A 19,461-nucleotide genomic window follows, 5' to 3' on the forward strand; every position below is an offset into this window, starting at 1 on the left:
ATAATTTTTTTACAAAAAAAATTGAAAGGAAATTATGAAAAAAATTATTTTGATTTTTATCTCTTTTTTTGCTTTAAATTTGAGTGCAAAAGATTTGGTTGTAGGAATGGAGCTTGGATATCCGCCTTTTGAAATGAGCGATAAAACAGGCAAAGCAAGTGGAATTAGCGTGGATTTTTTAGAAGCTTTTGCAAAGAAAAACGGCTATAAACTTGTAGTAAAAAATATCGCTTGGGATGGTTTAATACCTGCTTTAAAAACAGCCAAGATAGATCTTATTATGTCCTCTATGACAATTACCGATAAGAGAAAGAAAGTGGTGGATTTTAGCATTCCTTATGCTAAGGCAAATTTGGCTATTTTAACTCCTTTGAACTCTGATATTACAAATATCAAAGATTTAGATAAAAAGGGCAAAGTTTTGGCTTTAAAGCGTGGTTCTACAGGGCATTTATATGCGGTTAAAAATTTAAAAAATGCAACTATTAATTTATTTGATAAAGAAAATGCTGCTATTTTGGAAGTGATTCAAGGCAAGGCTGATGGATTTTTTTATGATCAACTTACGATTTATCGGACTTGGCAAAAGCATCAAGATACAACCAGAGCCATTTTAGCGCCTTTTCAAGAAAATCCTGAGTTTTGGGGTATAGCTGTAAGAAAAGGTGATGAAGCTTTAAAGGACAAGCTTGATAATTTCATTGATGAGAGTAGGAAAAATGGCTTTTTAGATTTTTTGGGCAATAAGTATTTAAAAGACATTAAAGAAGTTTTTAAGCAAAATAATATCACTTTTTTCTTGTAGGCTTTTAATAAAATATTGATAATTAATATTAATTTTATAAATTTTGATATACAATATCATTATCTAAATTTTAAATAAAAGGATTTAAGATAATGAAAAAAGTTGCATTTTTTTTGTTATTTTTGTTTTTATCTTGCACTGTACTAAACGCAGCTAGGGAGTATTGCAAATATGCTTATCAAGAAGATAGAGCTATACCTTTAATTTTAAATTATGGAATAAGATTGGGGGTAGTAGGTGCTGGGGTTGCGAGTGCACCTGCACCGGGCGAAAGTACTTACAATTCAAAAATTGACATGATGGCTGCAAGATGCCACTAAGCTTAGTTTTTGGGTGTATTTTACAATGCTAGAATTTATTTTTACTCTTATTTTAGATTTTACTTTTTATTCTATCAAGACCCTAGAAAAAGTCTTTCTAGGGCGAACAGCCTTAGTAATTCTTTTTGTTGTTTTTATAGCTCTTTTTTGCGTTAAAGGCTTGTTTTTGTATATACTTTTAGCTTTAGAATTATTTTTGCTTTTGTATCTTTTTCTTGGAATTTTGTTTTTAAGATTTTATAAATCTTAGGTTACAAAGCTTTCCACAAGCCTTTGCACTAGCAAATTCCATCCATCCACTAATACAAAAATTAAGAGTTTAAAAGGTAAAGAGATCATAGTAGGAGGTAGCATCATCATACCCATAGCCATTAAAACTGAGCTTACAACCATATCTATGACTAAAAAGGGTAGGTAGATTAAAAACCCTATTTCAAAAGCGGTTTTAAGCTCTGAAATCATAAAAGCAGGAACTAAAACCGTAAGGGGAACATCATCTATGGTTTTGGGATTGGGTAGATTGCGTATGCGATAAAAAAGGGCTAAATCTTTTTCGCGAGTATTTTTAAGCATAAAATCTTTAAAAGGCTTTGCTCCTTTTATAAAAGCCTCTTCATAGCCTATTTTTTCTGCTAAATAAGGTTTTATACCTTCATTATAGGATTTTGTAGCTACAGGTTCCATGATAAAAAAAGTTAAAATTAAAGCCAAGGTTACTAAAATGGTATTAGGTGGCATACTTTGCGTCCCCATAGCTTGTCGCAAAAATGAAAATACTACAATAAGACGCAAGAAAGAAGTCATAACAAAAACTATACTTGGAGCGAGCGCAAGTATGGTTAAAACAATCACTATATTTAAAGTAGTAACAAGCTGATTAGGTGTATTGGGTGCACTTAAGCTTAAATTTACTGTAGGGATAGTTGCTTCAGCAGCAAATAAGCTCATGCTTAAAAGTAAAAATAATAATATTTTTTTCAAAATTTAAAAACCTTTTTTTGTTTTTTACTAAAGAAATTTAAATTTTATCTTTTGATGACTAAAAACTAGTTTAAGGGTATTAGGATTTTAACTTTAAACTGCTAAAATAGTCTTTTAGACTTCTTAATAACAAAGGTAAAAAATGAAAACTTCTATTTTGATTTTAGCGGCAGGATTAGGCACTAGAATAAAATCACAAAAGCCAAAGGTTTTGCAAGAGCTTTGTCAAAAAAGTATGATTTTACACATTTTAAAAAAGGCTTTTGCTTTAAGTGATGATGTAAGTGTAGTTTTATCGCATCAAAAAGAACGCGTTGAAAAAGAAATTTTAGAATATTTTCCAAAAACACAAATTTTAGAGCAAGATTTGCAAAATTATCCAGGAACTGCGGGAGCTTTAAGTGGGTTTGAGCCTAAAAATGAAAGAGTGTTGATTCTTTGTGGTGATATGCCTTTGGTTGAGCAAACAAGTTTGGAAGCTTTGTTGGGTAATAATGCAAAATTAAATCTAGCAGTTTTTAAAGCAAGAGATCCTAAAAGTTATGGTAGGGTGGTGATAAAAAACGATAGCGTTGAAAAAATTGTTGAATTTAAAGATGCAAATACGCAAGAAAAAGAGATAAATACTTGCAATGCTGGGGTTTATGTGATTGACTCGAGGCTTTTAAAAGAGCTTTTACCTTTGATTGATAACAATAATGCGGCAAAAGAGTATTATTTAACCGACATTGTAAAACTAGCAAAAGAAAAAGATGTGATGATTAAAGCAGTTTTTGTAGATGAAGATGAATTTATGGGGATTAATGATAAATTTGAACTCAGTATAGCTGAAAATTTCATGCAAAAAAAAATTAAAAAATACTGGATGCAACAGGGTGTGATTTTTCATTTACCGCAAAGCACTTTTATAGGTGCAGATGTTGAATTTGTAGGTGAATGTGAAGTATATGAAAATGTAAGGATAGAGGGCAAAAGTAAGATTATAAACTCTATCATTAAAAGTTCAAGCGTGATAGAAAATTCCATCGTAGAAAATAGCGATGTAGGGCCTTTGGCACATTTGCGTCCAAATTGTGAGTTAAAAAACACTCATATAGGAAATTTTGTAGAATGCAAAAATGCAAAGTTAAATACCGTAAAAGCAGGGCATTTGAGCTATTTAGGAGATTGTGAGATAGATAGTGGAACCAATATAGGCTGTGGGACTATCACTTGTAATTATGATGGGGTAAAAAAGCATAAAACCATCATAGGAAAAAATGTTTTTGTAGGTTCTGATACGCAATTTATCGCACCTGTAAAAATCGAAGATGAAGTAATCATAGCAGCAGGAAGCACAGTAAGTGTCAATGTAGAAAAGGGTGCTTTGTTTATCAATAGAGCAGGGCATAAAATGATAAAAGATTATTATTATAAGAAATTTCAAAAATGAAAACCATACTTTTAGCCATTAGCGGTAGTATAGCTTTTTATAAATCTTATGAGCTTATTTCTTTGTTTAAAAAAGAAGGCTTTAGGGTAAAAGTTTTGCTTTCTAATGGTTTGTTAAAATTTGCTAGCAAAATGAGTTTTGAAGCCTTGGTTGATGAAGTTTTATGTGAGGAAAATGAAAGTTGGCAAAATTCAAACAATCACATAGCTTTTAGCAAGGATGTAGACCTTGTTTTGTTTGCCCCTGCAAGTGTTAATTCTATCAATAAACTTGCTTTTGGTATAGCGGATAATCTTTTTATCCAAACCTTAATCGCAGCAAATAAATCTCTTATCATAGCTCCTGCGGCAAATACAAATATGTTTCATCATTTTAGCACGCAAAATTCTTTAAAGATGCTTAAAGAAAATAAAGCTTTGATTATAGAGCCTATTTGTAAAGTTTTAGCTTGTAAAGATGAAGGCGTAGGAGCCTTAGCTGAAGTTAAGAATATTTTTAATATCGTCAAAAGAGAACTTTTAAAAGAAAAGTTTTGGTGCGATAAAAGTGTAGTTATCACAGGTGGCGGCACAAAAGAAAAGATCGATGATGTGCGTTGTGTGAGTAATTTTTCAAGTGGAAAAATGGCAAAGGCCATAGCTGATGCTTTTTATTTTTTAGGAGCTAGGGTAAAACTTTTAAGCTCTGTGGAATTTGATACGCCTTATGAGCTTTGCAAATTTGAAAGTTCTAAGGATCTAAAGGAGCTTTTGGATAAAAATTTAAATCATGACTTTTTGATTATGACGGCTGCGGTAAGTGATTTTATCCCTCAAAGTGTAAAAGGAAAAATTAAAAAAAATGAGCATTTACAGGGTTTAAATTTGCATCTATCTTTAAATGAAGATTTGCTTAAAACTTGCAAATTTCAAGGCAAAAAGATAGGTTTTAAGATGGAATTTGATTCTCAAAATGCCTTAGAAAATGCGAAAAAATCTTTAAAAGATAAGCAACTTGATATGGTTTGTCTTAATATCATTGATCAAAAAAATTATTTTGGAAGCGATCAAAATGAGCTTTATTTTATCACTTTAAACAATGAAAATAAAAGCACTTTGCAAAGCAAAGAAAAATTGGCATTTGAATTAGTAAAATGGTGTGAAAAATTATGAGTATGATTAATTCTACCTTACCTATACAAATGAAAGTTTTAGCTAAATCAGGTTATGGACATTATACGCTTTTATTAAATCACAAAAAGATTCAAACCAAAAGCATGATAGAGCTTGAAATTGGTGCTGAATATTTAGCTGAACTTTATATGCAAAATGGTGGAGTTATACAATTTAAACATCTTTCAAAGCGTCCTAATTTTAAACCTTTTGAAGAGGGATTGGCTTTGATAATCGCTATGTTAGAGGATAAAATTTCTTATAAAAAATTCATTATACAAAATCTTTTAGATTGTAAAGATATAGAGCGTTATCAGATATTAAAAGAAATGCTTTTTGCAAGTTTTGAAAATATTTATCATATTCCTTTTAACTTTGAAAATAAATCTTGCTTGTTTCAAATGCGTAAAAGAGCAAAATATTTAGAAATTTACTTATATTTTAGTGTTTTTGGAGCTTTAAAAATTTTAATAGACTCGCAAGGCATTAGTGTTTTTACACCTTTTGCCAAGGTGCAAAAATTTTTAAACGAACATTTAGATTTTAATGTATCGCAAGAAAACAAGATTGAACCTTTGTTTGTTTTCAAAAGGCTTTTTGATTTTAAAGGATGAAAAATGAATGAATTAAAACACCTTGCTGTTGTTATGGATGGCAATAGGCGGTGGGCTAGAGCTAAGGGTTTTTTGGCAAAGCTTGGATATTCCCAAGGAGTCAAAACTATGCAAAAATTGATGGAAGTTTGCATGGAAGAAAATATTTCAAATTTAAGCCTTTTTGCTTTTAGTACGGAAAATTGGAAGCGTCCTAAAGATGAAATTGATTTTATCTTTGAACTTTTAGATCGTTGTTTAGATGAAGCTTTAGAAAAATTTGAAAAAAATAATGTGCATTTAAGAGCTATAGGTGATTTATCGCGCTTAGAAGATAAAGTAAGAGAAAAAATTACCTTAGTTGAAGAAAAAACAAAGCATTGTGACGCACTTTGTGTTAATTTGGCTATAAGTTATGGTGCAAGAGATGAGATTATAAGAGCTGCTAAGCGTGTGATTGAAAAAAAACTTGAGCTAAATGAAGAAAATTTAACGCAAAATTTAGATTTACCTTTAGATGTGGATTTGATGCTTCGCGTTGGAAACGCTAAAAGACTTTCAAATTTCTTACTTTGGCAGTGTTCATATGCTGAAATTTATTTTAGTGAAACTTTATTTCCATCTCTTACCAAGAGAGAATTTAAAAGGATTATTAAAGAATTTAGAAATAGAGAAAGAACTTTTGGAAAATGATATTTTTCATAATAATTCTAGGGGCTTGTTTGGGTTCTTTTTGCACAAGTTTGGCAAGTAGGATAATTGAAAAAAAGCCCTTTTTTATCTCGCGCTCTTTTTGTTTTTCTTGTGATACAAAATTAAAATACTATGAAATTATTCCTATTTTTTCTTATATTTTTTTAAAGGCAAAATGTCAAACTTGCAAATGTCATTTGCCTATTTCTTTGTTAATCAATGAAATTTTAGGCATAATTTTGCTTATTTTGGTTTATTCTTTAATTCAAAATTTTTATGATTTTTTATTTTTATCTCTATTTTTATTTAATCTTTTCTTACTTTCTTTAATTGATATTAAACTCAAAGCCGTACCACAAATTTTACTTTGGAGTGCTTTTTTATTTGCTTTTTTTTACGCCTTTAGGGAAAGTGAAATTTTACATTTTTTGATTTTTAAAGAGTTTAGCGGAGGTTTTTTGCTAAATGCTTTTAGTTTTGGAGGATTTGTTTTTTTATTAAAAAGTTTGGTTTTTCTTCTAATGAATTTCCGAAAAAAAGATGAAATTTTAGAAAATTTGGGTGATGCTGATATTATCATTATGTCTTGTATAGGTGGAATTTTAGGTTTTGAGTATGGATTTTTAGTAGTACTTATAGCTTCTATTTTAACTTTGCCTTTTTTTATTTTTTTTAAAATTAAAGCAATAAAAGAGCAAGAACTTGCTATGATACCCTTTTTAAATATCGCTTTTGTGGCAGTTTTATTTTATAAAAACTTAGGATTATTCTAATGAAGCTTAGTTTAAGATATGTTTTAAATCAATTTTTAAGTACGAATTTGTCTATATTTTTCGTACTTTTTGCTATTGTATCTATGGTGTTTTTTATTCAACTTGCAAAACTTACTTCAAGTATAGAGATTAGTTTTTTGGATCTTTTAAAGCTTTATGGGTTTATGTTGCCTAGAATTTTAATTTTTACCTTGCCTATATCTTTTTTTATTTCTTTAACTTTGGCTTTGTTTAGGCTTTCTAAGGAAAATGAAAGCATAGTGCTTTTTACTTTGGGATTTTCACCAATGATTTTGGCAAAATTTTTCCTTAAAATTGCAAGCTTGATTAGTGCTTTTATGCTTGTTGTGGCTTTGGTAATGATACCTATAGTATTTGAACTTCAGGATAACTTTGTAAACTATAAAAGCACTCAAGTGAAATTTAACTACAAAACAGGAGAATTTGGACAAAAATTTTTAGACTGGATGATTTTTATAGAAAAACAAGATAGTGATAAGTATGAAAACATAATTATGTATCGCCCTAAACATAAAGCAGATGATAAAGAACAACTTATCATAGCCAAAGAAGCGCATGTGCAAAGAAAAGATGATAGCTTTGCTTTTAGCTTAAATCAAGGCAAAATGTATAATTTTGAGCAAGGTCAAAGTATTTTTAGTGGAGAATTTGACACTTTAGTAGTAAATACTCAGTTTAATACAGACAATCTTCAAACAAAGAAATTTTATGAATACTGGAATGATTTAAACGAAAATCCACAAAGAGCAAGAGAATTTGTGATTTATACAACTATAGCCTTGTTTCCACTTGCTAGTACGCTTTTTGCACTTTGTTTTGGTTTGGTTACTTATCGTTATGAAAAAGGCTATGTGTATTTAGGTATGTTTGGAGTGATTGCTATATATTTTGGACTTTTAAGTTCTTTTTCTCAACCTCCAATTTTGGCTTGTCTTGGAATTTTTTCTTTAAGTTTATTTGTTTCGGCTTATTGTTTTAAGAAAATGATTTTGAGTCGATATTGATGAAAATAAAAATTATATTTTCTTATGATGGCTCTGCTTTTTTAGGTTCTGCTACTCAGCCTCATAAAAAAGGTGTTCAAGATGCTTTAAGTGGGGCCTTATCGCATTTGGGTATTTTTTCACCTCTTTTGATGGCTTCTCGTACAGATAAAGGAGTACATGCAAGCTATGCTGTAGCTAGTGTGGAGTGTGGAGATTATTTTACAAATTTAGAATATCTTCAAAAACAACTTAATAAATTTTCCCATCCTTTTATCCATATCAAAAAAATTGAAAAAGTAAAAGATGATTTTGAAGTAAGATTTGATGTAAAAAGTAGAGAATACCGCTATATATTTTCTCACGCTTCTTATAGTCCTTTTATGGCTTCTTATGTACATTTTTATCCTAAATTTGACCTAGGTAAAGCTAATGAGCTTTTGGGTTTTTTTGTAGGAAAAAAGGATTTAAAGTTTTTTTGCAAAAGTGGAGGGGATAATAAAACGACTTTAAGAGAAATTTTTATTGCTAGAGCTTATGCTTATAAAGATTTTAGCATTTTTCATTTTAAAGCTAATGGTTTTTTAAGAGGGCAAATTAGATTAAGCGTAGCAAGCGTTTTAAAAGTTTTAGAAGGAAAAATGAGTGAAAAAGAACTCAAAGAACAGATTGAGGCTAAAAAGCAATACAATCACTTTTTAGCACCGCCAAATGGGCTTTATTTAAGCCGTATATGTTATTAAAAACTTTCATAGAAATTAAAAGCCTTTTGGGTTAAAATTTTTCTTATTTCTTCTTGATGTTCTTTACCTTTGGTTTCTAGGGTAATTGAAATCATCGCATCGCCATAATCAAGCTTGGTAGAAAATCTATCATAGTCGATTTTTACTATATTTGCATTGGCTATTTTTAAGCTGTCTGTAAGGTGTAATAATGCTCCAGGTTTATCTACTAAAGTAACATGAATTTGCATTTTTCTGTAAGATTTAAATAAACCTTTTTCTATGATGATATTTAGCATTTGTGCATCGATATTGCCTCCGCTTAAAACTACGCCAATTTTTTTATGATTTTGTGTATTTATTTTTTGATGAAGTAGGGTGGCTACACTCGCAGCTCCTGCGCCTTCAACTATGATTTTATGTTTTTCAAGTAAAAACAATACCGCATTAGCGATTTCTTCATCATCAACTTGGATAAAATCATCTACGCATTCTAAAATAATATTAAAATTAATAGGATTTGCATCACGCACAGCAATACCATCGGCTATAGTGCGTACGCTTTTTGCATTTTTGATTTTTTTGGCATGAAAACTTTCATACATTGCAGGAGCTCCTTTGGCTCCAACTCCGATGATTTTAATGTTTGGATTGATTTGTTTAGCTGCACTTGCGATACCACTTATAAGTCCTCCACCTCCAACAGGTGCGATAATCATATCAAGATCGCTTATTTCATCAAGCATTTCAAGCATCAAAGTTCCTTGTCCTGCCATTACAAATTCATCTTCAAAAGGATGGATAAAACTAAGATTATTTTCTTTAGCATAAGAGGTTGCAAAGACATAAGCTTCATCAAAATTGTCCCCTTTGAGTATCACCTCTGCTCCTAAGGCTTTTGTAGCAGAAACTTTTAAGAGCGGAGTGGATTCTGGCATTACAATAACTGCTTTAATGCCAAATTTTTTTGCACTAATGGCCACGCCTTGAGCATGGTTTCCTGCACTTGCCGCAATGACTCCGTGTTGTTTTTGTTCAGCGCTAAGATTGGCTATTTTATTATAAGCTCCACGAATTTTATAAGCACCTGTAATTTGTAAATTTTCATTTTTAAGATAAATCTCACTTTGACAAATATCACTTAAAAAAGAAGAGTATATGAAAGGAGTTTTGTTTACAAACCCTGAAATTTGTTGTTTTGCTTTGTAAATTTTATTAAGCTCTAACACTATTTTTCCTTTGTTTTAAAATACGGATATTCTAGCATAATGCAACGATTTTGTATAAAATTTATATCTAATTTTTTACATTCTTCTTTGGCTGTTTCATTACTAATACCAAGTTGAAGCCATAGGTTTTTAATATTTTTTTCAACAAGCTTAGGAAGAATTTCTAGTGCCACTTCGCCTTTTCTAAAAAGTATAAGTGTATCGATTTTTTCTTCTATTTGATCTAAATTTCTATAAACTTTTTCATTTAAAATAAACTCTTCTTTAGGATAAATAGGAAAAATTTTATAATTTTTTCTTTGTAAAAATTCTGCTACCCTATAAGAAGCTTTTGTCTTATCTGGACTTAAAGCAAATATGGCAATATTTTTACTTGTATTTATAATATAAGAGATAGTTTCTTTTTCATTCATTGTTAACCTTTGTTTTGGTATTTTATCTTAAATGATTAAAAAATTAACTAAAGTGAATTTAAAAAATGAAAAAAGTGTTATAATATAGCAAATTCCGAAGTTTAATAAGGAGGGAAAAATGGAAGAATTTTATCCATATACTTTAACAATCCATCTTCTTTGTGCTATTTTGTTTATAGGTTATTTGTTTGTTGATGTATTTGTTTTGGGTGTAGTTAAAAAGAAAAATCCTAATTTTGACAAAAGTCTTTTTAGTGCTACTGGGGTTAAAATAATGCCTTTTGTGGTTCTTTTGCTTTTTTTAAGCGGAGGTGCTTTGGCAGGTTTTCATTTTAAACCTTTAAATTTACTTTTTGCTGTAAAAATTATTTTGGCTTTTGGAATTTTATCTTTAGTTGTTTTTTCTTTATTTTGTCATTTTATATTAAAGAAGAAAAATCCACTCGGTGTTTTTATCCACCCTTTTGTATTTGTGCTTTGTATCGCGATAGTAATACTGGCTAAATTAATGAATTATTTTTTTATACCTTGCTAAGAAATACTCCACATTCAAGATGTGGAGTATTGACAAATTGATCAAACAGAGCAAACTCTTCCGCTCTATGTGTTAGGCTTAATTCTTTTAAATTTTCTTTTAAAGTGATAGGATTGCAAGAAATATAAATAATATTTTCATATTTTTTTATTAAGTCAATTACGCTTTTATCAAGTCCTGCACGGGGTGGATCAACTAAAACATGAGAGAAATTAAAATCATCTAATCGAATATCTTTTAAACGAAAAAATTCTCTTTCTTTTTTGATAGCAAGACTTAATTCTTCGCTTGAAAGTCTTGCAAAGTGGATATTTGTTGTATTGTTAAGCTCGCAATTTTTTAAAGCAAAATTAATATTGCTTTTTGAAATTTCAGTGGCTAAAATTTTAAAAAAGAATGGCGCTAAAGCTAAAGTAAAATTTCCATATCCACAGTAAAGCTCAAGCAAATCCATTCTTTTTTGAGTGTTTAAAATTTCACACACCCAAGTAATCATTTTTTCATTTATAGTAGTGTTAGGTTGAATAAAACAATCGTTGTTAAATTCATAAAATATTTTTCTACCTTGAATATTTAAAGTTTGTCTTAGATTTTCTGTTTTAAAAATAAGCTTTTTGCCTTTACTTCTTGCTATGAGGTTGATATGAAGATTATTGCTTAAATTTTCTAAATTTGACTTTATATCTTCTATATTTTTATGATAGAGTAAAGTTACGCTAAGTTCTTGCTTTGTGGTTAAAAATTCTACACCAAAAAGTTTTTCTTTTAGTTTATTATCTTGACGCAAGTATTCTAGAAGTTTTGGCATAAAAGCACAAATTTTTTCATCGGCAAAATCTAAATATTCTATAATGTACTTTTTTTTGTTTTTTGGATCAAACATCGCATAAAAAAGCGTATCGTTTTCATGATAAAATGAAAGTTCAGCTCTTGTACGATAATGCTTATCTTTTGAAGCAAAAAGTTTAAAATCCTTTGTATAAAATTCTTTAAAATATTTTTTTATGAAAGAATGTTTTTCATCTAAAGTGAGAAAATTTCCAAAATTTTCAAGACTCATGGAACTTTCTTTCCGATGAGTCTTAGTAAAAGTGCAATAAGTATGAAATTTAAAGGCAAGACAAACCAAACGCTAAGTCCTAAAGATACAGGAATATATCCAGCGATTAAAGAAATGCCACAGATAAATAAAGCATAAGGAATTTGTGTTCTTACATGCTCCATATGATCGCATTTTGCACTCATAGATGAAAGGATTACATTATCTGAAATTGGTGAGCAATGGTTTCCAAAAATCGCACCTGTTAAAACGCAGCTTATATTAATAACCATATAATGATGCATAGCATTTGCATCCATACCATTGATTTTGGCGATTTCATGAGCTAAAGGCACAGCCAAAGGCATTAAAATCCCCATAGTTCCATAGCTTGTTCCTATGGCAAAAGAAATGGCTGAAGCAAAAGCAAAAATAGTAGCAGGCAAAATAAACTCAGGCAATTTGTCTGCAAGCAAACTAGTGATAAATAAAGAAGTTCCTAGATCTTTTACTATGCTTGAAAGTGACCAAGCAAATAAAAGCAATACTATGGTAAAAATCATGGTTTTCCAGCCATATATCCAAGTTTCTACCGCTTCTTTAAGATTGAAAATTTTACGACGCACCCCGATAAAAATCGCTACAATAGCAGCAAACAAAGCAGCTTGGAATAACACCACAGAAGAATCAGCATTTCCAAAAGCAGCTCTAAAAGTTTCAAAAGACAAAGGATTGACACTTGCTTTTGCAAGTTCTTCGCCTTCTAAAGTGCTAAGTCCATTAAAATAAAATCCTAATATAGCTAAAATGATTAAAGTAAAAATAGGAACAATAGCATCAAAAGCACGAATTTTAATACCTTCTTTTGGTGCTAAAAACTGATCTTCTAATTCAGTAGTATCTAGTGTGCCTGATTTAGGTAGAGGAGCAATTTGTCCTGTGGTTCTTGCACGCACTTCAGCCTTGTACATAGAACCAAACTCACGCCCCATGATTGCAGTCATGATTACAAAAAAAAGCATGAAGATATTATAAAAACGATAAGGTATGGTTTCAACAAAAATTCCAAAAGCACTAATATTGCTAATGCCTATGTGTTCATAAGCGGTTTTAATTAAAGAAACTTCTAAGCCTATCCAAGTAGAAATTACAGCTATTCCTGCCACAGGAGCTGCGGTAGAGTCGATAATAAAGGCAAATTTTTCACGAGAAATTTTAAATTTATCTGCCAAAGGACGCATAATTGGACCTACGATTAGTAAATTAGCATAGTCATCAAAAAATATTAAAAGCCCTAAAAACCAAGTGTTAACTTGAGCTGATACAGCTGATTTGGCTCTTTTGGCAAATTTTAATGCTACAGCTTTTGCACCTCCCATTTTTGTGATAAGTGCCACAAGACCACCTATACAAAGAATTTGTAAAATGATTCCTGCATTTACTGGATCTGAAGTTGAATCTAAGATATAAGAAATAATTTTTGAAAAAGATTCTACTGTAGTATTGTAATAATTTACAAAAGTTAAATGTTGTGCTTTAAAAATATTTGCAGAAAGGCTAAGTAGAAAAGTTCCACTTAAAACTCCAGTAAAGAGCGATAAAATAACATCTTTTGTGATAAAGGCTAAAGCAATAGCAACTAAAGGTGGTATAAGCGTAAAAGCTCCAAATAAATTAGCATTTGCAGCTGCTTCTGAGGAGTTTGCAAATGCAACTAAAGGTAAAAACAATGAAACTAAAAATTTATTCATTCATCTCTTTCTATATAAAATCCATTCCAAGTTTGTGTTACCGGCATAAGCTCGATTTCATTAACATTAATATGGCTTGGTAGGTTAATGATAGACATTACCACTTTGGCAATATCATTAGCACTGATAAATTGCGTATTTTCATACACTGCATCAGCTTTTTGGATATCTCCTTTAAAACGCACTTCACTAAATTCAGTTTTGCAAAGTCCTGGAGCAATGTTTGTTACTTTGATATTGCTTCCTCTAAGATCATTTCTTAAGGCCAATGAAAATTGTCCTACAAAGGCTTTGGTTCCACAATACACATTGCCTCCAAAATAAGGATTGCGTCCCGCAACCGAACCTAAGTTAAAAATATAAGCATTTTTTTGTTTACGAAGTATAGGAATAACAGCTTTTGCAACATATAAAAATCCTTTGATGTTTGTATCTACCATAGTGTTAATATCTTCAAGGTTTAATTTATCAAATTCATCTACCCCTAAAGCTAAACCTGCATTATTAAAAAGCACATCAATTTCTTGAAATTCTTTAGGTAAATTTTCAATAGCTTCAAAGATTTCTTTTTGATTTCTTACATCTATGCAAAGGGTGTAAATCTTATCTTTGTAAGCATTTTTTAGCTCTTCTAGACGCTCTTTGCGTCTAGCAAGGGCGATTACTTTGTAGCCTTCTTGTATAAAAGCTTCAACACAAGCTCTACCAAAACCTGAACTCGCTCCTGTAATAAATGCGGTTTTCATTCTAAACTACCTCCGTAAAATAGATTTTCGTTTGCTTTTAAACCCAAGCTTTTTAGATAATCAGCATTTTCTTTTTTACCTGCTGCTAGCGCAAAGTCAAGTGCATTAAAACCAAGATCATCAACAGCGTTAAAATTTGCTCCTTTTGAAATAAGAAGTTTTAAAATTTCAACATTTCCATAGGCTGCAGCATGCATTAAAACATTTTTTGAAGTGTGCTCTAGAGCGCAAAATGTAATAAAATAAGGCGTATTTGAACCTATGTTCGCACTTAATGCTAATTTTTCATTGTTATTAATATATTTTTGATTAACATTTGCTCCATTATCAAGAAGTAGTTTTATGATATCAAGACGATTAAACTCTATGGCATAAAAAAGCGGGGTTTTACCAAAGGCATTGGCTTGATTAACATTTGCTCCATTTTGGATTAAAAAGTTTGTATTTTCATAATTTTCCAATGCGTAAAAAATAGCACTTTCATAACCTTCGTCAATCCTAGCACCAAAACGAATCAAAAGTTCTAAAATTTCTTTTTCTCTTTGATTTAGAAGCGCTGCTTGCAAGGCTATAGTAAGATCATCTTGGCTTGGATTATTTGAAAAAATAAAATCTTGTATATAAGATACCGAATAATTTTTATTTGACATGATTTTTGCTAAAGGACTAATGTCTTTGTAAATTTTTGTTTCACCAACAGCCCAATTTAAAAATTCGTTTAAGGCATTGCTAGTATAGTAAATATTACTACCTTTGTCAAAATTAAAATTACTTTCAAAATACTTTTCTAAAGGTTCTATAGCATTATTGTATTCTTGCCAAAAAGCTTTGTAAAGTCTAAAATTTCCTATGCTTTGATATGCCCAATATCTAAAATAAGATTTTAAAATATCATATTTTTTTTCTAAATTTTCGGGTGTATCTAAAGTTTTTTGATAAGCGATGGGATCGATAGCTATTTTTAATAATAAAAAATCAAATTGTTGTAATTTTGGCAAATAAGCCACACCATTACAAGAGCTATTGCTTCCGCGAATTTCATTGGAAATTGCATAGAGTTTTTTTGTAAAATCTTGATTTTTTAAAGATTCTTTACAGCTTGAAGCTATATTTAAATAATCTAAATTTGAACTTTCATTTAGCAATGTTTTATTATTTTTAATGTTGTCGCAGTTAATGGCATCGCTAGCCATTAAACTTGCAAAACAACAAAAGGAAGTGAATAATAACTTCAATATTTTTCCTTTGAAAATTTTAATTTTGTTATTTAGTATTAAATTTGAATTAATTTTCAAGTTTGAAATTTTCAATCTCATTAAAATTTAAATATCTATAGATATTTGCCTTATGCTCATTACTTAGTTTTTCGCTGACAATTTGTAAGTATTCTTCCTTGCTTGGAATTTTACCCAAAATCGCACAAACTGCCGCAAGTTCTGCACTGCCTAAATATACTTTAGCACCCATACCCATACGATTGTCAAAGTTTCTTGTAGAGGTTGAGAAGACAACAGCACCATCATTTACTCTTGCTTGATTTCCCATACATAGCGAACAACCTGGAACTTCTATCCTTGCGCCAGCAGAGCCAAAGATACTATAATACCCTTCTTTGGTGAGTTGTGCTTTATCCATTTTTGTTGGAGGCACTACCCAAAGTCTGGTTTTAAGTATGCCTTTATCTTTTAAAATTTCTCCCAAAGCTCTATAATGTCCTATGTTTGTCATACAAGAACCTACAAAAACTTCATCTATATTTTTTGGACGCTTGTCATCGGCTAAAATTTCGCTTAAGGTTGCCACATCATCAGGGTCATTTGGACAAGCTAGAATTGGCTCCTTGATATTGTTAAGATTAATATCGATAATGTACGCATATTTTGCATCTTTGTCTGCTCTTAAAAGAGTAGGGTTTTTAAGCCATTCTCTCATTTTATCCGCTCTTCTAGCAAGAGTGGCTTTATCTTCATATCCTGCTTCTATCATTGCTTCTATAAGTGAAATATTTGATTTGATATATTCGCTTACACTTTCTATGCTTAAATCTACACTACAAGCAGCTGCAGATCTTTCAGCACTTGCATCACTGAGTTCAAAAGCTTGTTCTACTTTTAAGTTTGGCAAGCCTTCTATTTCTAAAATTTTTCCTGCAAAAATGTTCTTTTTATTTTTCTTTTCAACGGTAAGTTGTCCTTGTTTGATTGCATAATAAGGTATAGCATTAACCAAATCTCTTAAGGTAACTCCGGCTTGCAATTCTCCACTAAAACGTACTAAAACACTTTCAGGGACATTTAAAGGCATAGAACCAGTAACTGCAGCAAAAGCTACAAGTCCGCTTCCTGCAGGGAAAGAAATTCCTATAGGAAAGCGTGTGTGAGAATCCCCACCCGTTCCTACGGTATCTGGCAATACAAAACGATTAAGCCAAGAGTGGATAACTCCATCACCTGGTTTTAAACTTACCCCACCACGACTTGTCATGAAATTGGGCAAGGTTTTATGTAAATTTGAATCGCTTACTTTTGGATACGCAGCTGTATGGCAAAAGCTTTGCATAACAAAGTCTGCATTAAAACCTAGGCTTGCAAGTTCTTTAATTTCATCTCTAGTCATAGGACCTGTGGTATCTTGAGAGCCTACGGTTAAAGTTATAGGTTCTATATACATACCTGGACGCACACCTTCAACTCCACAGGCACGACCTAGCATTTTTTGAGCCAAGGTATAACCACCGCTTGAAGATTTAGGTTGTTCAGGTTTGGTAAAGATATTTTCGCTTTCCATTCCTAAAAATTCTCTAGCCTTAGTACAAAGCCCACGACCTATGATAAGTGGGATTCTTCCTCCTGCTCTAACTTCATCTAAGAGAGTGTTTGGACTGAGTGTAAATTCTGCGATTGCAGAGCCATTTTTTATGATTTTTCCATCATAAGGATGAATTTCAAACTCATCGCCCATTTCTAAGTTTGTTACATCACAGATGATAGGTAAAGCCCCGCTATCTTGAGCAGTGTTAAAGAAAATCGGTGCTATGGTTGAACCCATTACTATACCACCGCTGTGCTTGTTTGGCACACCTTCTATTTCTTTTCCTAAGTGCCATTGTATGGAATTTATTGCCGATTTTCTACTTGAACCTGTTCCTACAACATCACCTACATAAACCACTTCGCGACCGCTTTTTTTAAGCTCTTTGATTTTTTCTAAGGATCCTGTTTGTCTTACCTTTAGCATGGCATTTGCATGTAAAGGAATATCGCTTCTTGTAAAAGCATCTCCTGCAGGGCTTAGATCATCGGTATTTGTTTCCCCTGCTACTTTAAAAACTATACATTTAATCACTTGTGGTAGTTTTTCTTTTTTATTAAACCAGTCCGCATTTGCCCAGCTTTGTAAAACTTCCTTAGCGTGTGGATTGTTTTTGCTAAGTTCAGCTATGGTATGGAAATTATCATGTACAAAAATAATATTTTTCAACACTTCTGCAGCATCTTTGGCTATGTTTTCATCTTTTAAGGCATCGATTAAAACTTTAACATTATATCCGCCTAGCATAGTTCCAAGCATTCTTAAGGCTCTTTTTTTGTCTATATTTGGAGCACTGATTTTGCCTTTAAGTATGGAATCTAAAAATTCACATTTTACTAAAGCTGCATCATCAACACCAGGATTTACTCTATTTTCTAAAAGATTTGCAAGCTCTTCATTATTTTCATTTTCAAGTAATTTACAAAGTTCTCTAGTTTGATTTGCATTTAAAGGAAGGGGTGGTATACCCAAAGCGGCTCTTTCTTCAACAAGTTTATTGTATTCTTGCATAAAAGACATTTTCTACTCCTTAAATATTTTTTATTATAATTGTAGCTCTTTGAAGGATAAAAAATGTTTAAAGTTTATTATAAAATGCCTTTATGTTACCTATCTTTACATAGTGATGGAAAATTTTTAACTAGAGTCGATTTTTGTGATAATAAAAGATCAGAAAAAAATTGTAGTTTGCTTGACTTAGCAAAATATGAACTTGATTTATATTTTACTTATAAGCTTAGAAAATTTAGCATTCCTGTTTTGATACAAGGTACGGATTTTGAATCAAAGGTTTATAAGGCTTTAATGGAAATTCCTTATGGCAAAATAGCTACTTATAAAGATATAGCAGAAAAAATTAATCATCCAAAAGCTTTTAGAGCTGTTGGAAATGCAAATTCTAAAAATCGAATTCCTATTTTTATACCTTGTCATAGAGTTATTGCAAGCAATGGCATAGGAGGATATAATGGAGGGCTTGAAATAAAAAGATTTTTGCTTGAAAATGAAGGAGTGAATTTAAAATAAGCTTGGGGTTTGATTTTCTTTGTTTTCAAATTCTTGTTCAAAAATATCATAATTTTCAAGAATTAAACAATATTTAAAATTTTTTAATTTTCTTAAATCTGAAAGCTGATTATAGGAAAAATCGCAAAATAAAGAATTTTTAGAAGCAATTTTAAAGTCTTTTATGTTTTTAAATTTTTCTTTCCAGAATTCAAAGGTATTTTGGTTGTTGCTTACAATAAACGCTTGAGAGCTTGAACCAAAAGGAGTGATTTCAAATTTATCATCAATAAAATAAATTTTAAAATCATCAATCTTATTAAAGTCAAATATTATTTTTTGACTTTTTTCTTTTAAAAAAGAAATAATTTTTGCAAAACTATTTGCGTAAAAAAAAGGCAAATTAAGATTTTTAAAATATAAATTTTCACAAATCAAAGTTGTAAAAAAGAAGCTAGATCGCGATAATAAGGTAAAATTAGCATCTTTTAGACTATGAGAATAGGTGCAAAGTTTATTTAAGTAATTTTCTTCACAGTAGCAAAAAATTTCACCCTTTTTTGCTTTGATTAGTTTTTCAAAATCAGCAAAAATATTTCCTTTTAAAATGTTAAAATAAAAAGCCTTGCAAAGACTTAGTTCGTAAGATTTAAAAAGTAAAAATTCACATTCTTTATCTTCGCAAAAAAAGCGTAAAAATCTTACAAGAGCTCGTTCTAGATTTTCTACTCTAAAGTAAAAAATTTCTTTATCTTCAATAGTAATGTCATTTTCTGTAATTATAGCATAAGCGCCTTTTTTTACAGCTTGGGCAATTTCTTTTTTATCGTTATTAAAGAAGGCAAAGCCTGTTTTAAGTTCGTTTAAATTTATGGCAAAACCTTCCACGCTTAAAACACTACCTTCATGAATTAGTGTTGCGTTTAACAGTTCGCCTAAATTGCTAATTTGCATATT

21 protein-coding genes are annotated in these 19,461 nt (G+C 30.7%); 12 read left to right on the forward strand and 9 right to left on the reverse strand.

The genetic code is table 11. From position 1 onward, the window contains the following. Positions 1-34 precede the first annotated feature (34 nt). From FBE87_RS03995 to FBE87_RS04005, 3 genes are all read left to right on the forward strand, one after another. A complete protein-coding gene (locus FBE87_RS03995) occupies positions 35-805 on the forward strand; it encodes a transporter substrate-binding domain-containing protein (protein WP_002858779.1) in 771 nt (256 codons plus the stop codon). A gap of 92 nt (positions 806-897) precedes the next feature. After that, a complete protein-coding gene (locus tag FBE87_RS04000) occupies positions 898-1,125 on the forward strand; it encodes a hypothetical protein (protein WP_100621253.1) in 228 nt (75 codons plus the stop codon). A gap of 25 nt (positions 1,126-1,150) precedes the next feature. Continuing rightward, positions 1,151-1,375, forward strand: coding sequence for a hypothetical protein (locus FBE87_RS04005; RefSeq protein WP_002780361.1), 225 nt, complete (start codon positions 1,151-1,153; stop codon positions 1,373-1,375). Here the strand turns inward: FBE87_RS04005 and fliP are convergent. Then, a complete protein-coding gene (gene fliP / locus FBE87_RS04010; RefSeq protein ID WP_002852529.1) occupies positions 1,372-2,106 on the reverse strand; it encodes a flagellar type III secretion system pore protein FliP in 735 nt (244 codons plus the stop codon). The genes FBE87_RS04005 and fliP overlap by 4 nt on opposite strands. A 142-nt stretch (positions 2,107-2,248) precedes the next feature. On the opposite strand from fliP, the gene glmU reads away from it, so the two are divergent. From glmU to truA, 7 genes are read left to right on the forward strand one after another with little or no spacing between them, the layout of a single operon-like run. Then, positions 2,249-3,538, forward strand: coding sequence for a bifunctional UDP-N-acetylglucosamine diphosphorylase/glucosamine-1-phosphate N-acetyltransferase GlmU (glmU, locus tag FBE87_RS04015; RefSeq protein ID WP_002856902.1), 1,290 nt, complete (start codon positions 2,249-2,251; stop codon positions 3,536-3,538). Further along, positions 3,535-4,689 (forward strand): bifunctional phosphopantothenoylcysteine decarboxylase/phosphopantothenate--cysteine ligase CoaBC, encoded by a 1,155-nt coding sequence (gene coaBC / locus FBE87_RS04020; protein WP_002867492.1) that lies wholly within the window; start codon positions 3,535-3,537, stop codon positions 4,687-4,689. The genes glmU and coaBC overlap by 4 nt, the downstream gene beginning before the upstream one ends. After that, on the forward strand, positions 4,686-5,303 hold the full coding sequence (locus FBE87_RS04025) for a hypothetical protein (protein ID WP_002888613.1): 618 nt from the start codon (positions 4,686-4,688) through the stop codon (positions 5,301-5,303). The genes coaBC and FBE87_RS04025 overlap by 4 nt, the downstream gene beginning before the upstream one ends. Positions 5,304-5,306: 3 nt before the next feature. Beyond that, complete coding sequence (gene uppS, locus FBE87_RS04030; protein ID WP_002894967.1) at positions 5,307-5,975, forward strand: polyprenyl diphosphate synthase; 669 nt, start codon at positions 5,307-5,309, stop codon at positions 5,973-5,975. Beyond that, a complete protein-coding gene (locus tag FBE87_RS04035) occupies positions 5,972-6,748 on the forward strand; it encodes an A24 family peptidase (RefSeq protein ID WP_168977225.1) in 777 nt (258 codons plus the stop codon). Before uppS ends, FBE87_RS04035 begins: the two co-directional genes overlap by 4 nt. Then, complete coding sequence (locus FBE87_RS04040; protein ID WP_002856798.1) at positions 6,748-7,773, forward strand: LptF/LptG family permease; 1,026 nt, start codon at positions 6,748-6,750, stop codon at positions 7,771-7,773. Before FBE87_RS04035 ends, FBE87_RS04040 begins: the two co-directional genes overlap by 1 nt. Beyond that, positions 7,770-8,495 (forward strand): tRNA pseudouridine(38-40) synthase TruA, encoded by a 726-nt coding sequence (gene truA / locus FBE87_RS04045; RefSeq protein WP_002852636.1) that lies wholly within the window; start codon positions 7,770-7,772, stop codon positions 8,493-8,495. The genes FBE87_RS04040 and truA overlap by 4 nt, the downstream gene beginning before the upstream one ends. On the opposite strand, the gene ilvA is transcribed toward truA, so the two are convergent. Both ilvA and FBE87_RS04055 read right to left on the reverse strand, forming a co-directional pair. Further along, positions 8,492-9,703 (reverse strand): threonine ammonia-lyase, encoded by a 1,212-nt coding sequence (ilvA, locus tag FBE87_RS04050; protein ID WP_002866959.1) that lies wholly within the window; start codon positions 9,701-9,703, stop codon positions 8,492-8,494. The two genes, truA and ilvA, sit on opposite strands and share 4 nt — an antisense overlap. Next, positions 9,703-10,116 (reverse strand): CoA-binding protein, encoded by a 414-nt coding sequence (locus FBE87_RS04055; RefSeq protein ID WP_002859511.1) that lies wholly within the window; start codon positions 10,114-10,116, stop codon positions 9,703-9,705. The genes ilvA and FBE87_RS04055 overlap by 1 nt, the downstream gene beginning before the upstream one ends. Before the next feature lie 118 nt (positions 10,117-10,234). Here FBE87_RS04055 and FBE87_RS04060 point away from each other — a divergent pair, with 118 nt between their 5' ends. Then, entirely contained in the window at positions 10,235-10,651 is a 417-nt protein-coding gene (locus FBE87_RS04060) for a membrane protein (protein ID WP_002852650.1), read from the forward strand. On the opposite strand, the gene trmA is transcribed toward FBE87_RS04060, so the two are convergent. Genes trmA through FBE87_RS04085 form a run of 5 tightly spaced genes read right to left on the reverse strand, consistent with a single transcriptional unit; the run spans position 10,638 to position 18,018 of the window. Further along, positions 10,638-11,711, reverse strand: coding sequence for a tRNA (uridine(54)-C5)-methyltransferase TrmA (gene trmA / locus FBE87_RS04065; protein WP_002868159.1), 1,074 nt, complete (start codon positions 11,709-11,711; stop codon positions 10,638-10,640). The two genes, FBE87_RS04060 and trmA, sit on opposite strands and share 14 nt — an antisense overlap. After that, positions 11,708-13,441: a Na+/H+ antiporter NhaC family protein gene (locus FBE87_RS04070; RefSeq protein WP_100626336.1), complete on the reverse strand. Its 1,734-nt coding sequence runs from the start codon at positions 13,439-13,441 to the stop codon at positions 11,708-11,710. The genes trmA and FBE87_RS04070 overlap by 4 nt, the downstream gene beginning before the upstream one ends. Beyond that, the gene (locus FBE87_RS04075) at positions 13,438-14,187 is read right to left on the reverse strand and encodes an SDR family NAD(P)-dependent oxidoreductase (protein ID WP_002860500.1); all 750 of its coding nucleotides are present in this window, start codon (positions 14,185-14,187) and stop codon (positions 13,438-13,440) included. Before FBE87_RS04075 ends, FBE87_RS04070 begins: the two co-directional genes overlap by 4 nt. Next, a complete protein-coding gene (locus FBE87_RS04080) occupies positions 14,184-15,422 on the reverse strand; it encodes an ankyrin repeat domain-containing protein (protein WP_060806583.1) in 1,239 nt (412 codons plus the stop codon). Before FBE87_RS04080 ends, FBE87_RS04075 begins: the two co-directional genes overlap by 4 nt. 49 nt (positions 15,423-15,471) lie before the next feature. Then, on the reverse strand, positions 15,472-18,018 hold the full coding sequence (locus FBE87_RS04085) for a bifunctional aconitate hydratase 2/2-methylisocitrate dehydratase (RefSeq protein ID WP_002870019.1): 2,547 nt from the start codon (positions 18,016-18,018) through the stop codon (positions 15,472-15,474). 54 nt (positions 18,019-18,072) lie between these two features. On the opposite strand from FBE87_RS04085, the gene FBE87_RS04090 reads away from it, so the two are divergent. Next, positions 18,073-18,525 (forward strand): methylated-DNA--[protein]-cysteine S-methyltransferase, encoded by a 453-nt coding sequence (locus tag FBE87_RS04090; protein ID WP_100621702.1) that lies wholly within the window; start codon positions 18,073-18,075, stop codon positions 18,523-18,525. On the opposite strand, the gene FBE87_RS04095 is transcribed toward FBE87_RS04090, so the two are convergent. Next, a complete protein-coding gene (locus tag FBE87_RS04095) occupies positions 18,517-19,458 on the reverse strand; it encodes a hypothetical protein (RefSeq protein ID WP_002852449.1) in 942 nt (313 codons plus the stop codon). The genes FBE87_RS04090 and FBE87_RS04095 overlap by 9 nt on opposite strands. Positions 19,459-19,461: the final 3 nt, after the last annotated feature.

Origin of the sequence: Campylobacter sp. CFSAN093246 (assembly GCF_012889415.1) — a bacterium.
GTDB classification, from domain to species: domain Bacteria; phylum Campylobacterota; class Campylobacteria; order Campylobacterales; family Campylobacteraceae; genus Campylobacter_D; species Campylobacter_D jejuni.

Excerpts from the sequence above, each read along its gene's own strand:
- FBE87_RS04090 (WP_100621702.1), top strand. The coding sequence starts at position 18,073 with ATGTTTAAAGTTTATTATAAAATGCCTTTATGTTACCTATCTTTACAT.
- uppS (WP_002894967.1), top strand. The coding sequence starts at position 5,307 with ATGAATGAATTAAAACACCTTGCTGTTGTTATGGATGGCAATAGGCGG.
- FBE87_RS04095 (WP_002852449.1), bottom strand. The coding sequence starts at position 19,458 with ATGCAAATTAGCAATTTAGGCGAACTGTTAAACGCAACACTAATTCAT.
- FBE87_RS04075 (WP_002860500.1), bottom strand. The coding sequence starts at position 14,187 with ATGAAAACCGCATTTATTACAGGAGCGAGTTCAGGTTTTGGTAGAGCT.
- FBE87_RS04060 (WP_002852650.1), top strand. The coding sequence starts at position 10,235 with ATGGAAGAATTTTATCCATATACTTTAACAATCCATCTTCTTTGTGCT.
- FBE87_RS04040 (WP_002856798.1), top strand. The coding sequence starts at position 6,748 with ATGAAGCTTAGTTTAAGATATGTTTTAAATCAATTTTTAAGTACGAAT.
- FBE87_RS04055 (WP_002859511.1), bottom strand. The coding sequence starts at position 10,116 with ATGAATGAAAAAGAAACTATCTCTTATATTATAAATACAAGTAAAAAT.
- FBE87_RS03995 (WP_002858779.1), top strand. The coding sequence starts at position 35 with ATGAAAAAAATTATTTTGATTTTTATCTCTTTTTTTGCTTTAAATTTG.
- FBE87_RS04000 (WP_100621253.1), top strand. The coding sequence starts at position 898 with ATGAAAAAAGTTGCATTTTTTTTGTTATTTTTGTTTTTATCTTGCACT.
- FBE87_RS04085 (WP_002870019.1), bottom strand. The coding sequence starts at position 18,018 with ATGTCTTTTATGCAAGAATACAATAAACTTGTTGAAGAAAGAGCCGCT.
- FBE87_RS04025 (WP_002888613.1), top strand. The coding sequence starts at position 4,686 with ATGAGTATGATTAATTCTACCTTACCTATACAAATGAAAGTTTTAGCT.
- FBE87_RS04070 (WP_100626336.1), bottom strand. The coding sequence starts at position 13,441 with ATGAATAAATTTTTAGTTTCATTGTTTTTACCTTTAGTTGCATTTGCA.
- glmU (WP_002856902.1), top strand. The coding sequence starts at position 2,249 with ATGAAAACTTCTATTTTGATTTTAGCGGCAGGATTAGGCACTAGAATA.
- FBE87_RS04035 (WP_168977225.1), top strand. The coding sequence starts at position 5,972 with ATGATATTTTTCATAATAATTCTAGGGGCTTGTTTGGGTTCTTTTTGC.
- FBE87_RS04005 (WP_002780361.1), top strand. The coding sequence starts at position 1,151 with ATGCTAGAATTTATTTTTACTCTTATTTTAGATTTTACTTTTTATTCT.
- coaBC (WP_002867492.1), top strand. The coding sequence starts at position 3,535 with ATGAAAACCATACTTTTAGCCATTAGCGGTAGTATAGCTTTTTATAAA.
- trmA (WP_002868159.1), bottom strand. The coding sequence starts at position 11,711 with ATGAGTCTTGAAAATTTTGGAAATTTTCTCACTTTAGATGAAAAACAT.